At 42.1% G+C, this 12,796-nt stretch carries 13 protein-coding genes; 12 read left to right on the forward strand and 1 reads right to left on the reverse strand.

The features are described from left to right. Nucleotides 1–29: 29 nt before the first annotated feature. A complete protein-coding gene (gene mnmM / locus DC083_RS06395) occupies nucleotides 30–626 on the reverse strand; it encodes a tRNA 5-(aminomethyl)-2-thiouridylate-methyltransferase MnmM (protein ID WP_109189395.1) in 597 nt (198 codons plus the stop codon). A 173-nt stretch (nucleotides 627–799) separates the two neighbouring features. On the opposite strand from mnmM, the gene panB reads away from it, so the two are divergent. From panB to DC083_RS06455, 12 genes are all read left to right on the forward strand, one after another. Then, a complete protein-coding gene (gene panB / locus DC083_RS06400) occupies nucleotides 800–1,612 on the forward strand; it encodes a 3-methyl-2-oxobutanoate hydroxymethyltransferase (RefSeq protein WP_109189396.1) in 813 nt (270 codons plus the stop codon). A gap of 149 nt (nucleotides 1,613–1,761) precedes the next feature. After that, nucleotides 1,762–2,616 (forward strand): pantoate--beta-alanine ligase, encoded by an 855-nt coding sequence (gene panC / locus DC083_RS06405; RefSeq protein ID WP_109189397.1) that lies wholly within the window; start codon nucleotides 1,762–1,764, stop codon nucleotides 2,614–2,616. A 463-nt stretch (nucleotides 2,617–3,079) separates the two neighbouring features. Beyond that, nucleotides 3,080–3,973 (forward strand): ATP phosphoribosyltransferase, encoded by an 894-nt coding sequence (hisG, locus tag DC083_RS06410; protein WP_109189398.1) that lies wholly within the window; start codon nucleotides 3,080–3,082, stop codon nucleotides 3,971–3,973. A gap of 101 nt (nucleotides 3,974–4,074) precedes the next feature. Further along, nucleotides 4,075–5,379, forward strand: coding sequence for a histidinol dehydrogenase (gene hisD / locus DC083_RS06415; RefSeq protein WP_109189688.1), 1,305 nt, complete (start codon nucleotides 4,075–4,077; stop codon nucleotides 5,377–5,379). A 101-nt stretch (nucleotides 5,380–5,480) separates the two neighbouring features. Beyond that, complete coding sequence (hisC, locus tag DC083_RS06420; RefSeq protein ID WP_229822357.1) at nucleotides 5,481–6,635, forward strand: histidinol-phosphate transaminase; 1,155 nt, start codon at nucleotides 5,481–5,483, stop codon at nucleotides 6,633–6,635. Between the two features lie 159 nt (nucleotides 6,636–6,794). Beyond that, the gene (gene hisB, locus DC083_RS06425) at nucleotides 6,795–7,883 is read left to right on the forward strand and encodes a bifunctional histidinol-phosphatase/imidazoleglycerol-phosphate dehydratase HisB (RefSeq protein ID WP_109189399.1); all 1,089 of its coding nucleotides are present in this window, start codon (nucleotides 6,795–6,797) and stop codon (nucleotides 7,881–7,883) included. Continuing rightward, entirely contained in the window at nucleotides 7,884–8,618 is a 735-nt protein-coding gene (gene hisA, locus DC083_RS06430; protein ID WP_109189400.1) for a 1-(5-phosphoribosyl)-5-[(5-phosphoribosylamino)methylideneamino]imidazole-4-carboxamide isomerase, read from the forward strand. Continuing rightward, on the forward strand, nucleotides 8,600–9,376 hold the full coding sequence (gene hisF, locus DC083_RS06435; protein ID WP_109189401.1) for an imidazole glycerol phosphate synthase subunit HisF: 777 nt from the start codon (nucleotides 8,600–8,602) through the stop codon (nucleotides 9,374–9,376). Before hisA ends, hisF begins: the two co-directional genes overlap by 19 nt. A gap of 476 nt (nucleotides 9,377–9,852) precedes the next feature. Next, on the forward strand, nucleotides 9,853–10,464 hold the full coding sequence (gene hisIE, locus DC083_RS06440; protein WP_109189690.1) for a bifunctional phosphoribosyl-AMP cyclohydrolase/phosphoribosyl-ATP diphosphatase HisIE: 612 nt from the start codon (nucleotides 9,853–9,855) through the stop codon (nucleotides 10,462–10,464). 308 nt (nucleotides 10,465–10,772) lie between these two features. After that, nucleotides 10,773–11,210 (forward strand): hypothetical protein, encoded by a 438-nt coding sequence (locus DC083_RS06445; RefSeq protein WP_109189402.1) that lies wholly within the window; start codon nucleotides 10,773–10,775, stop codon nucleotides 11,208–11,210. Between the two features lie 58 nt (nucleotides 11,211–11,268). Further along, nucleotides 11,269–11,745 carry a hypothetical protein gene (locus tag DC083_RS06450; RefSeq protein ID WP_109189403.1) on the forward strand — a complete coding sequence of 159 codons (477 nt, stop codon included), beginning with the start codon at nucleotides 11,269–11,271 and terminating at the stop codon, nucleotides 11,743–11,745. A gap of 208 nt (nucleotides 11,746–11,953) precedes the next feature. Then, nucleotides 11,954–12,772 carry a purine-nucleoside phosphorylase gene (locus tag DC083_RS06455; RefSeq protein WP_109189691.1) on the forward strand — a complete coding sequence of 273 codons (819 nt, stop codon included), beginning with the start codon at nucleotides 11,954–11,956 and terminating at the stop codon, nucleotides 12,770–12,772. Nucleotides 12,773–12,796 lie beyond the last annotated feature (24 nt).

The raw sequence follows: 12,796 nt of genomic DNA on the forward strand, positions 1-12,796 counted from the left end.
AAATGTTTTATTTCAATAAAGTGATTATTTTACGATACTTTTGCCTTTTCGATAAGATATATCAGCGGGGGATGATTCTGTTGATTGATAAATTGCTCTTGTAAGACGTGAAATTGCCGTTGATCTAATTTCGAGAGATATTTCTCTAAATGATATTTTTCAACCTTTCCCGCAGGATGACCGGGATAGAGAGCAATCAGCATTGTGCCATTGGGAGCTAATAATTGTAATCCCACTTTAATGCTCTCTAAGGTTGTATGAGCTTGTGTGGTAATCGTTTTATCCCCTTTGGGCAGATAGCCGAGATTATAGATAATGAAATCAATAGGTTCGGTAATATAGCGTGCAAATTGTGTATGGCTATCGCAGATCAGGGTTATTTCGGGGCGATCTTCTTGAGGTTGATTGAAAATCGGTTGCAGACGATCCCGACTACGTTCGACTGCTTCTTTTTGAATATCAAAAGCATAGATAGCACCTTTAGGACCTAGTTGTTTGATAATTTTTTCAGTATCAAAACCATTGCCGAGTGTTGCATCAATGACTCGAGAATTAGGCGTAATTAATGCCTGTAAATGACGCTCAATAATCGGGTGAATGGCATTGAGATAGCGGTAACGAGCCATAAAAATCCTTTTAATAAACGAGAGAAAGGGAACCTCATTATAATAATCAAATTAATCTTATTGAGGGAGTATAATACCTGAGTTGAATGAAGATCATTCTATGATTTTGTTAGGAAGATCTTATATGATAACCACAATTTGTTACATTCCGAATGATAATGGAGAAAAATACGATGCGTAAATTAAGAATCACTGATCTACAAAAAATGAAAGATCAAGGTGAGAAAATTACGATGTTAACTTGCTATGATGCGACTTTTGCTAAAGAGATGAATTGTGCCGGAATCGATACGATTTTAATCGGTGATTCGCTCGGAATGGTGGTACAGGGACACACTTCGACATTGCCGGTCACATTAGATGAGATGGTGTATCACACTGAAAATGTGGTTCGTGCTAATGAGCGCGCGTTTATCGTGGCAGATCTTCCATTTGGTACCTATGAAGCTTCTAAACGGGAAGCATTTCACGCTGCCTCTGAATTGATGAAAGCCGGTGCAGAGATGGTTAAAATCGAGGGCGGTGTAGAGGTTGCAGTGATTACCGCATTTCTCACAGAGCGAGGGATTCCGGTTTGTGCGCATATTGGTTTAAGACCGCAAGCGGTGAATATTATGGGGGGCTATAAGGTTCAAGGCCGGGAATTGCAGATGGCCGCACAGCTTATCGAAGAAGCAAGAGCGCATCAAAATGCAGGAGCGCAACTATTGGTTGTAGAATGTGTGCCGACTGAAGTGGGTGAGGCATTAGCAACAGCGCTCTGTATTCCGGTGATTGGTATTGGTGCTGGTAATATGACCGATGGGCAAGTATTAGTGATGCACGATATGCTTGGATTGAGTAGTGACGTAGCACCGAAGTTTGTTAAAAACTTCTTAGCTGTGGCTACTGAAGCAGGTAATGGCTCTATTCACGGGGCTTTTACGCAATATATTCGTGAAGTAAAATCAGGGGCTTTCCCAGATGAAGCTCACAGCTTTTCATAAATAATAGGTTTAAACAATTTTAAATCGCTTTCAACGACTTCAAACAATATTACCTCGTTAACGATTGTATGAAGCGTAGGAAAGAACAGAAAAGATTCAAAAATTAAAAAATAAAAAGACTCAAAAAGATCTAAAGAGAGTAAAGCACTATGGAAATTTTACGGAGTATTGAAGCGGTACGGGAATGGCGACAAAAGCAAGCCACAGTGGCTTTTGTTCCGACAATGGGGAATCTGCACGCAGGTCATATCTCGCTTGTAAAAGAAGCGAAGAAGCATTCAGAGAATGTGATCGTTTCGATTTTTGTAAATCCCTTACAATTTGGTCCGGGAGAAGATTTAGAGAGTTATCCGCGCACATTAGCAGAAGATCAAGCAAAATTGGAAGCAGAGGGGGTTTCTGCACTTTTCTTACCGACAGAATCGATGCTCTATGAAGATGAACCTTTCTTAGTTGTACCTCCTAAATCATTGATTCAGGATCTTTGTGGTAAAAGCCGACCAGGTCATTTTGAGGGCGTTGCAACGGTAGTGAGTAAATTTTTCAATATTGTGGAGCCCACTTATGCTTGTTTTGGCCGGAAAGATTATCAGCAATTAAAAGTCATTGAAGCGATGGTGAAAGCGCTCAATTTTAATATTCAGATTATTCCTGTTGCGATTGAGCGTGAAGTTTCAGGCTTAGCATTATCAAGTCGTAATGGTTATCTAACAGAAGCAGAGAAGCGCGAAGCGGTAAAGCTCTCGCAGACATTACAAACGATGGCACAAGAGATCAAAGAGACAGCTCAAGCAGATCGTATTAGCGGAATCTATTATCGAGATTTAGAGAAGAGAATGTCTGCCAAACTCAATGGCGCAGGCTTTGAAGTAGATTATCTAACGATTCGCACTCAAGATCGACTTGAAGAAGCACAAGAGAATGACCGAGAATTAGTGATCTTAGCCGCTGCTAAATTGGGTAAACCAAGATTATTGGATAACCTAGAGGTTTCATTGCCTTGATGGATGGTTCTCAGTAATTGAAATATCACTCTGCAAGGAGATTATAATATCCGCGCCTTATTGATTTTATGCAAAATTGATAAGGCGTTTTTTGTAGCTTTTTGATTTGATCTGTGCGTTATGTATAGTAAATTTGGTTTAAGAAAACATAAAACTATACTAAACAACACTTGCAAGATGCCGGATAGAACAGCTTCCTTACTTGTTACAATTGATGCGCCGGCATTTCAATAAGCTTATTTTGAACCGACATTACTATATCTCTGAAATATTCGCTATAGAGTTTTCTACAGCAAGGTAACTTAATGAATTAATAATAGATTATTAGTCCCTGATTCTTGCTATGAATTTTCATTTTTTTGGTAAATAGTTGATTTTTTGTTTGCGTTCATCGTTAATTTGTAATACTGTACTATCTCAGTAGTACAAAAAAGAATAATGACCAAGGAAAGGATCGAGGAATATGAAAAATCAGCGCTTGAAAATAGCCATTCAGAAATCAGGGCGTTTAAGTGATGCATCGTTAGCACTACTCGCGCAGAGTGGGTTAAAAATCAATGTGACTAAAGATAAATTAATCGCTCACGTTGAAAATATGCCGATTGATATTCTACGAGTGCGGGATGACGATATTCCGGGATTAGTCTTTGATGGTGTGGTGGATTTAGGGGTTGTTGGGCAAAATGTTTTAGAAGAGACAGCGCTCGGGCGAAAGAGTTCTATTGATTCGCTCTATAAAGTCTTGCAGATTCTACCCTTTGGTGGTTGCCGGCTTTCATTAGCAGTTCCTCAAAATTGGCAATATCAAGGTGTTGCCGATTTTACCGATATGCGAATTGCCACTTCATTTCCGAATCTTTTAGCCCGCTATTTGCAAGAACAGGGAATTCGTTTTAAAAGCTCACTTTTGACCGGCTCTGTGGAAGTGGCACCTCGGGCAGGATTAGCCGATGCGATCTGTGACTTAGTCTCTTCAGGGGCAACGTTAGAAGCGAATGGTCTTAAAGAGGTGGAAGTGATCTTTCAATCAAAAGCGTGCCTTATTCAAACCTCTGCACCTTTAGATTCTGAAAAACAGGCTTTAATCAATAAGTTAATGCCTCGTATTCAGAGCGTTATTCAAGCTGAAGAGTCGAAATATATTATGCTTCACGCGCCGAAAGATCGGTTAGATGAGATTACCGCACTACTGCCGGGCGCTGAAAATCCTACTATTTTACCGCTTGCGACCGATGCCTCTCGTGTGGCGATTCACGTTGTGAGTAGTGAAACGCTCTTTTGGGAGACGATGGAAGCACTCAAAGGGAAAGGGGCAAGCTCTATTCTCGTATTACCCATTGAGAAGATGATGGCTTGAGATTCAGCGCCGGAATAGGATTGGAACAATAGGATTGTAGTCATAGGATTGCAGTGCAAAATAGTTGGCTAAACAATGAGGTAAGATTCGTGAAAGGTGAGATGGATTGTCTGATTTGGCAAGATTTAAGTGAAGAGGAACGGCGGGAAGCGTTAGAGCGTCCGACACAGAAAGCCGGTGACAATATTCAGCAAATTGTGGCCGACATTGGCAGAGAGATTGCCGGAAAAGGGGATCAAGCGATTTTGGCGCTTACTGAGCGATTCGATGGCGTACGATTATCCCAACTTTTAGTTAGTGAAGCCCAAATTTCAGAGGCTGAAGCAAGGCTCGGTCACGATTTTAAAGAAGCTATTGAGCAAGCGTATCAAAATATTGAGCGCTTTCATCTAGCACAACAAGTGAATGATATTGTGGTGGAGACAATGCCGGGAATTACCTGTGAAGTCACCACAAGAGCGATCGATTCTGTGGGGCTCTATATTCCGGGTGGTTCAGCACCGCTCTTCTCAACTGTGATGATGTTAGCGATTCCGGCGCAGATTGCCGGTTGCCGGGAGATTGTACTTGCATCGCCCCCGCCGATTGCCGATGAGATTCTCTATACTGCAAAGCGCTGTGGCGTGACGAAAATTTATCAGATGGGCGGTGCACAGGCAATTTTTGCCTTGGGATTAGGTACGGAGTCTATCCCTAAAGTCGATAAGATATTTGGGCCGGGAAATAGCTTTGTTACAGAAGCGAAGAAGCAGGTGAGTATGATGGCCGGTGGCGCGTCTATTGATATGCCAGCAGGTCCGTCAGAGGTGTTAGTGATTGCCGATCAAGAAGCCAATCCTGATTTTGTCGCCTCAGATCTTCTATCCCAAGCAGAACACGGCGCGGATTCACAAGTGATTTTAGTTACGCCGGATGAGGCCTTGATTCCGCGGGTAATGGAAGCGATCAAAGTCCAATTACAACAGCTTTCGAGAGCTGAAACGGCGCAGAAATCCCTGTCGCAAAGTCGCGCGATTATTGTGTCCGATTTGAGCGAAGCGGTTACGGTGAGTAATGCTTATGCGCCCGAACATCTGATTATTCAGACAGTAAATCCACGAGCCTTATTACCGGCTATTCGCCACGCAGGTTCCGTATTTTTAGGCGCATATTCCCCTGAATCGATGGGCGATTATGCCTCAGGCACGAATCACGTATTACCCACTTATGGCTATGCTAAGACCTACTCAAGTTTAGGGTTAGCTGATTTCAGCAAGCGTATGACTGTGCAGACCTTAACCCAAAAAGGTTTTGAAGCGCTTGGACCTACAGTGGCTCTCTTAGCAGAGAGAGAACAATTGGATGCCCATAAATTAGCAGTGGAAGTTCGACTACAAGCGTTAGCAGATGCCGGTAATAATCAGTGAAACCTGCCAAGTGAATCAAATCAGTTAAATGAATCAATAGCATAACATACTAGAATAACAAGCAAAAAATAGGGGACTGAAAAGTCTTAAAAGGGGGAATAATGGAGCAGGTCAAGGGAATGCAAGAAGTCGATCAAAGGGAAAATAACAGCGGTAATAATAAGGGTAATAGTAAGGGTAATAACAAAGATGCTCAAAATCAGGCGAACATTGACACACTTGCTCGGCGCAGTGTCTTGAACAGTGAGCCTTATATCACAGCACCGAGAGTGCCGGGCGCAATCTATCTAGATGCCAATGAGAATCCTTATGGTCGGCGTTACTCTCTAACCTTAGAGGCTAATCGCTATCCGGAACCACAACCTACAACACTCATTAATCGTTATGCAAAATTCTTACAAGTTGATCCGAGTGAGATATTGGTCACATTAGGGGGAGATACCGGGATTGATCTTTTGATTAAAGCTTTTTGTGAGCCGGGGCAAGATCGATTGCTCTACTGCCCCCCCACTTTTGGAATGTATCAGGTGACCTGTGATCTCTACGGCGTTGAGACGGTAGCTGTTCCTTTGCAAGATGATTTTTCTCTAGACTTACCGGCAATTTTAACGGCGCTTTCAGATCAGAAAATCAAAATGCTCTTCCTCTGTAGCCCTAATAATCCTACGGCTAATAAGATGAATGCGCCGGAGATGATACAAATTTTAGAAGCGACACGAGATCGCGCGATTGTAGTGGTGGATGAAGCTTATATTGAATTGAGTGAAGCAGAATCGTTTACCCAACAATTGAAAGATTATCCGCACTTAGCGATCATTAGAACGCTCTCTAAAGCCTTTGGTTTAGCGGGGATTCGTTGTGGTTTTGTGGTGGCGAATCAGCCTTTAATTGCATTACTTCGCCGAGTAATGAGCCCTTATCCGATTCCGGTGCCGGTGATTGCGATGGCGGAGATGGCTCTCAGCGATGAGGGTATTGCGCAAATGCAACAAGATCGAGCTACTATTTTAGCGAATAAAAAAGTGCTCATCGAAGCATTATCCGCCTGTAATGAAGTGATCAGAATCTACTCAAGTGACACGAACTTTCTCTTAGTGCAATTACGAGATGTAACGAAAGCGATCAATGCTTTAATTGATCAGAGAATCTTTGTACGACAACAATCTTCATCGCGATTGAATCAGTGTGTTCGAATTTCGGTAGGTTTACCGGAAGAGAATGAGGCGTTAGTAGCGGTATTAGCCGGCTTGTCATAGTGCCTGATTGGCAATTGCTAGAATCAGTTTAACGGGGATGGTTATTAGAATGGCTACTAGAATCGATTGACCTAGAATTGATTCAATCAGAATCGGATTGCTCAAAATCGATTAATCAGAATCAGATTAAAAAATAGAATGATAGAAATGGAATAGACAATGCAAAAAATACTCTTTATTGACCGAGATGGCACATTGATTACCGAACCGCCGGAAGATTTCCAAGTGGATAGTTTGGAGAAATTGATGTTCGAACCCAATGTGATTCCGGCACTATTACAGCTACAGAAAGCGGGTTATCGCTTGGTTATGGTCTCGAATCAGGATGGGCTTGGAACGGATAGTTTCCCCAAGGCCGATTTTGAGAAACCACATCAGCAAATGCTAGCGCTATTTGCCTCGCAAGGGATTATATTTGATGATGTATTGATCTGTCCTCATTTACCAACTGATCAATGTGAATGCCGTAAACCTCAAACGGGGCTCGTGAATGAATATTTAACACCGGGGCGAATCGATCGGGCACAAAGCTTTGTGATTGGCGATCGGGAAACAGATCTACAGTTAGCCGATAATATGGGGATTACCGGCATTCGTTATGATCCGGAGAAGCTCAATTGGCCTCTAATCGTTGAACAGTTAAGCAATCAAGTGGTCATTCCGGACAATCGTGTAGCACGTAGCGCATTAGTGACTCGTAATACGAAAGAGACAGCGATTACTATTGAGCTCTTCCTCGATGAAACAGGGGCAAGTACGATCAATACCGGCATTCCTTTTTTTGATCATATGTTAGATCAAATCGCTACCCACGGGGGTTTTAGAATGATGGTTGATGTCCAAGGAGATCTAGAGATTGATGATCATCATACTGTGGAGGATACGGGGCTTGCATTGGGAGAAGCGCTTAAAATGGCATTAGGAGATAAACGCGGGATTGCCCGATTTGGCTTTGTCTTGCCGATGGATGAGTGTCGAGCTTTTTGCACGCTTGATCTTTCGGGCAGACCGTATTTAGATTTTTCGGCTACTTTTAATCGGGAGATGATCGGCACTTTTAGCACAGAGATGACCGGCCACTTCTTCCGCTCGCTCAGTTATGCGCTCGGTTGTACGCTTCACCTAAGTGCAGAGGGTGAAAATACTCACCACAAGGTGGAGTCACTCTTTAAAGTCTTCGGTCGAACATTGCGTCAAGCCGTTCGGATTGAGGGCGATCAATTACCGAGTTCAAAGGGAGTATTATAAATGGAGATTATACCGGCAATTGATCTGATTGATGGCCAAGTTGTGCGCCTTGCTCAAGGAGATTATGCAAGACAAACTACCTTTGATTACTCGCCCATTGCGCAGTTACAACATTATGAGAATGAGGGCGCGTCTTATCTTCATCTTGTGGATTTAGATGGTGCGAAAGATCCGGCTCGCCGGCAATTATCGGTCATTGCCGAGATTGTCCAATCGGTGAGTGCACCCATTCAAGTGGGTGGTGGTATCCGAACAGAAGCGGATATCAAAAATCTACTCAATATCGGTGTTCAGCGTGTTGTGGTGGGGTCAAAAGCGATTACAGATCCCGATATTGTTACGACTTGGTTTGAGCGATTTGGCGCAGATAAGATTGTATTGGCGCTTGATCTTGTAGTGGAAAATGGTGCAAAACGAATTGCAATTCACGGCTGGCAATCGTTAAGTGATTTAACTTTAGAAGCTGTGATTGAACAGTACCAACCGTATGGATTGTGCCACGTCTTATCAACAGATATTACTCGAGATGGGATGTTAACCGGTTCAAATGTAGCGCTTTATCAGGAGATTTGTCAGCAATATCCCAATATTGCATTTCAAGCTTCTGGCGGGATTGGTACTTTGATGGATATTAAAGCGCTCAAAACAACAGGCGTTGCCGGCATTATTGTGGGTAGGGCACTATTAGAAGAAAAATTTACCGCCAAGGAGGCAATATTATGCGCGCGAAAATAATCGCTTGTTTAGATGTAAAAGATAAAATCGTTGTTAAAGGCACGAAATTTCGGGAGCACGAAATTATGGGAGATGCGCTTGCTTTAGCAAAACGTTATTCAGAAGCAGGAACAGATGAGTTAGTGATCTATGATATTACCGCTTCTTCTAAAGGAGAGACTGTTGATCCTGAATGGATTCAATCTATTAAAGCGGTGATTGATGTACCGCTTTGTGTAGCCGGTGGTATCGCTTCGATTGAATCGGCGGAGAAGCTTTTTGCAAGTGGTGCAGATAAAATTTCCCTCAATTCGCCGGCGCTTGCAAATCCTGATTTAGTGGATCAATTAATCGCCCGTTTTGGCGCTGATAAAATTGTGGTAGGTATTGATTCTTACTTTGATGATGCGAGAAATGATTATTTTGTATATACCTTAACCGGCGATGAAGCGACAACTCAAGAGACAAAATGGCGCACTTTAGATTGGGTCAAAGCCCTCAAGGAGAAAGGAGTTAAAGAGATTGTTGTGAATATGATGAACCAAGATGGGGTGCGCGATGGTTATGATATTCCCCAATTACAGAAAATCCGAGCGATCTACGATGGCGCTTTAGTCGCTTCCGGGGGCGCTGGAAAACTACCACACTTTTTAGAAGCCTATCAAGAAGCCCAAGTAGATGGTACTTTGAGCGCCTCAGCTTTCCACAAAGGCATTGTCGATATTGCCGAGCTGAAAGAATATCTTGCCAAAGCAGGATTAGAAGTAGCCGGTTATTAATCGATCAATGAAGTTTCATTCACAGCAATTAGACCATTGATCGCATCGCCGGGGAGAATGATCGTGCTTTGATAACAATCCCGCGCCGGCAAGAGGGCATCTCAATGCCGAGGAGATGAAAGACTTCCAACTGCGGGTGCGTGATCTGTCTGGATTGGCAATCGTTATATCCTGCTATGAGTGAAATTTTGATGGTAGTAATTAGACAATTGATCACATTGCCGGGGAGAATGATCGTGCTTTGATAACAATCCCGCGCCGGCAAGTGGGCATTTTAATGCCGAGGAGATGAAGTTTCCAACTGCGGGCGCGTGATCTGTCTGGATTAGCAACCATTCTATCCCGCTGTGGATGAGCTGTAAGAAGAATTTAATAACGATATAACGAAATAATGATGAGAGATAAAGAGGAAGCATAAAATGGGCGTGCAATTGAAAAGTAATAATGGATATCAACCTGTAGCTGATCCTACCACAATGATTGAAGCAATGAAGATCGACTGGGATAAAGTGGATCACTTATTGCCGGTGATTATTCAGGATTATCAGAGCGCTGAAGTATTGATGCTCGGCTATATGAATGAAGAAGCCTTGGCGCAAACATTCAAAAGTGGCAAAGTGACTTTTTTCTCTAGAACCAAATCTTGTCTTTGGACAAAAGGGGAGAGCTCGGGGAATTTCTTAATGTTGGTGGATTATGCGATGGATTGTGATCAGGATACTTTATTACTGTTGGTCAATCCTGTGGGTGAAACTTGCCATTTAGGAACGGTCAGCTGTTTTGAAGCGGTTTCGCAACAAGCCCTTTGGCCCTTTTTTGCTCGTTTAGAGCAGTTGATTGAAGAGCGTAAACAAGATGATCCGGAAAGCTCTTATACCGCATCACTTTATGCTTCTGGTACTAAGCGCATTGCGCAAAAAGTTGGGGAAGAGGGGGTTGAAGTGGCGCTTGCCGGGACGGTGAATGATCGGGAAGAGCTGACCAATGAGATGGCGGATCTACTCTATCACACAACGGTACTACTTCGAGATCAATCCATAAGCTGGGCCGATGTGTTACAGGTTTTACAAGCACGTCATCAGCAGTAATTTATGTCTATTCTCTTACTATTGATTCATTATTTCAGATCAAAAGCACTCATTACGAGTGCTTTTTTGTGTGACTAGCATTTAACACTTTTGGCCGTTGAAAGCGACAATCTGTCAGGCAATGATCGTAAGCGTGGTTCAAACTCAGCATTACTGAAATGCCGTACATTTTTTTAAAAATTCCATATTCACTGCTCCAAACTCTTTTTTTAACTAGATCTACTTTATTTGTATTTATTTGCAAATAATCCTTTATGATAAGCCCTATTGAATAATCGTGATTGAAGATTAAAAATTTGAGACTAGAGATGATAAAACAGGCAATAGGTTATCTTATTTTATTGGCAATTCTCTTCATATTGTGGGGGTCAGCCTTTATATTAGGACAAAAAGGGGAGATCGGAGGCTTTTGGGTAGCCTTTGGATTGGGCTCGATATTTGCTCTTATTCTGCTTTCTCTAATTGTCTATCAGCTATTACAGCGCCGTAAAAAGTCCATTGTACTGAGAGATTATGCGTTAATTGAAAGTCAACTACTGAAAGTGGAAGATCAAGATGGCCGTTACTTTTATGTGCATACTGTTTGGCTAGATCCTGAAACAGAGGTGAAATACTATTTTAAAAGCGATTATGTGGAATATGATCCTACGGAATTTCTGCTTAAAAGAACAATTCCGGTGAAAATTAGCCGGCGCAATTATAAACTCTATCTTGTTGATCTCTCATTTTTACCCAAGTTGGCATAGCGCTAATAAGGATTGAAATACCGCTATTGCGTGCTAGTCGTTAAATAGGAACTGAATAATGCCGAAACAAGCGTGGTTTACCTTAATTTTCTTTGCAGTGATATTCGCAATTTTTGGATTGCCACTCACGATTTTTGGCATTCGAGATCAAGAGTTCTATCTGACTTTAATAGGCTTAGGTATACTCGCGATACCGGCTTTAATGATCGGGATTCCTCTACGTCAATATCTAATTAAAAAACGGGTAAAAGCGAGAGGAACGCTTATTAAAGCGCGATTTTTAAAGGTGAGAATGGCGGAATATTCGATCAATAATTATCGCCCTTATATTATCTTGAGCCAATGGTATGATCCGGTGGCCAATCTCGTATATCGCTTTAAAAGTGGCGCTGTTCCATTTGACCCAAGTTCTTATATTCCCAAAGGGGATTCTATTCCTGTATGGATTGATCCTCAAAATCCAAAACATTATGCGGTCGATTTAGATCAAATTCCTCGGTTAGCAAGCCGTTTAGCGAGAAAAGATCATCGTTAAAGTAATTGATTAGAGTGGGTACTCTATTTTCTACAATATTGTCCTACCTCTATATTCTGGCTGTTTATTACAATTTACATCAAATTTGATCTCACCTATAATCGCTAACAATTCCAAGTTGTTGCAACTCGGCGTATTTTCATTGAATGTTGCACAAATTTTATTTGTAAAAATAGGTGGTTACCTATTGATTCATAGAGGGCAAATGATGCATATTACCGCAGAGATTCAAGAAGCTGTCACATTTATTCAAAGCAAATGTGATCAAAAACCCACAATCGGCATTATTTTAGGCTCAGGTTTAGGCCCTTTTGCTGATACATTAGAGAACGCAATACGTATCTCTTATAACGAGATTCCGCATTTTGCAAGATCAGAAGCGGTAGGGCACGCAAATGAATTAGTGATTGGTGAGATTGCCGGTAAAGTAGTGGTCGCGATGAAAGGACGGTTTCACTATTATGAGGGGTATTCCTTAGATCAAGTGACATTTCCTGTGCGCGTGATGAAGATGCTCGGCATTGAAAAATTGATTATTACCAATGCTTGTGGGGCTGTAAATACTAACTTTAAGCCTGGTGATTTAATGCTCATTACCGATCATATTAATTTAACCGGTAATAATCCATTAATGGGGCCAAATAATGCTGAACTAGGTGTCCGCTTTTTAGATGTTAGCGAAGTGTATAGTAAAAAACTGCGGGGCATTGTGGCCGGCGTTGCCGAGAAGATGGGTATTACATTACAAAATGGCGTTTACGCTTGGTGGTCAGGTCCGACTTATGAAACGCCGGCAGAAGTGCGGATGATTCGCACATTAGGGGCGGATGCTGTGGGGATGTCAACGGTGCCGGAGGCGATTATTGCCCGCCATTCAGGCATTGAGACGATCGGAATCTCTTGTTTAACCAATATGGCGTGTGGCATTTTAGATCAACCGTTAGGTCACGAAGAGGTGATCGAAACGGCTGAGCGAGTTAAAGGTACATTCTTAAAATTAGTTACAGAATCCATTGCCCAATTCTAATCATCTAAAGGAATAGAGAAAATG

The organism is Ignatzschineria ureiclastica (genome assembly GCF_003121845.1).
Lineage (GTDB): Bacteria > Pseudomonadota > Gammaproteobacteria > Cardiobacteriales > Wohlfahrtiimonadaceae > Ignatzschineria > Ignatzschineria ureiclastica.

Bases quoted from the DNA above. Each gene is read 5' to 3' on its own strand.
- hisIE (WP_109189690.1), top strand. From the start codon at position 9,853: ATGATTGAAGCAATGAAGATCGACTGGGATAAAGTGGATCACTTATTG.
- panB (WP_109189396.1), top strand. From the start codon at position 800: ATGCGTAAATTAAGAATCACTGATCTACAAAAAATGAAAGATCAAGGT.
- DC083_RS06455 (WP_109189691.1), top strand. From the start codon at position 11,954: ATGCATATTACCGCAGAGATTCAAGAAGCTGTCACATTTATTCAAAGC.
- mnmM (WP_109189395.1), bottom strand. From the start codon at position 626: ATGGCTCGTTACCGCTATCTCAATGCCATTCACCCGATTATTGAGCGT.
- hisB (WP_109189399.1), top strand. From the start codon at position 6,795: ATGCAAAAAATACTCTTTATTGACCGAGATGGCACATTGATTACCGAA.
- DC083_RS06450 (WP_109189403.1), top strand. From the start codon at position 11,269: ATGCCGAAACAAGCGTGGTTTACCTTAATTTTCTTTGCAGTGATATTC.
- hisA (WP_109189400.1), top strand. From the start codon at position 7,884: ATGGAGATTATACCGGCAATTGATCTGATTGATGGCCAAGTTGTGCGC.
- hisG (WP_109189398.1), top strand. From the start codon at position 3,080: ATGAAAAATCAGCGCTTGAAAATAGCCATTCAGAAATCAGGGCGTTTA.
- hisD (WP_109189688.1), top strand. From the start codon at position 4,075: ATGGATTGTCTGATTTGGCAAGATTTAAGTGAAGAGGAACGGCGGGAA.
- DC083_RS06445 (WP_109189402.1), top strand. From the start codon at position 10,773: ATGATAAAACAGGCAATAGGTTATCTTATTTTATTGGCAATTCTCTTC.
- hisC (WP_229822357.1), top strand. From the start codon at position 5,481: ATGGAGCAGGTCAAGGGAATGCAAGAAGTCGATCAAAGGGAAAATAAC.
- panC (WP_109189397.1), top strand. From the start codon at position 1,762: ATGGAAATTTTACGGAGTATTGAAGCGGTACGGGAATGGCGACAAAAG.